A 235-nucleotide genomic window follows, 5' to 3' on the forward strand; every position below is an offset into this window, starting at 1 on the left:
GTTTGGATTCCAAGCAACAATACGTATCGGGAAATTTCGTCGTGCTCGAATTTCGAGGATTTCCAGGCGCGTCGTGCCAATATCCGTTTCCGTCGTGATACGAAATCGAAGCCGGAATTTGTTCATACGCTAAACGGATCGGGCCTGGCGATTGGCCGTACAGTGGCAGCTATTTTGGAGAACTACCAAGAAGCTGATGGAACTATTGTGATTCCAGAAGTACTTCGTCCATACC

Annotated in this window: 1 protein-coding gene; it reads left to right on the forward strand. The window is 48.1% G+C overall.

Annotated features, from left to right (window positions below; genetic code table 11):
* Positions 1 to 235 (forward strand): aminoacyl--tRNA ligase-related protein (locus tag SB773_RS34715; RefSeq protein WP_410595107.1); only part of this gene is annotated, 235 nt, incomplete at both ends.

The sequence above is a fragment of the Bacillus sp. SIMBA_074 genome, assembly GCF_046534555.1.
Lineage (GTDB): Bacteria > Bacillota > Bacilli > Bacillales > Bacillaceae_G > Bacillus_A > Bacillus_A mycoides.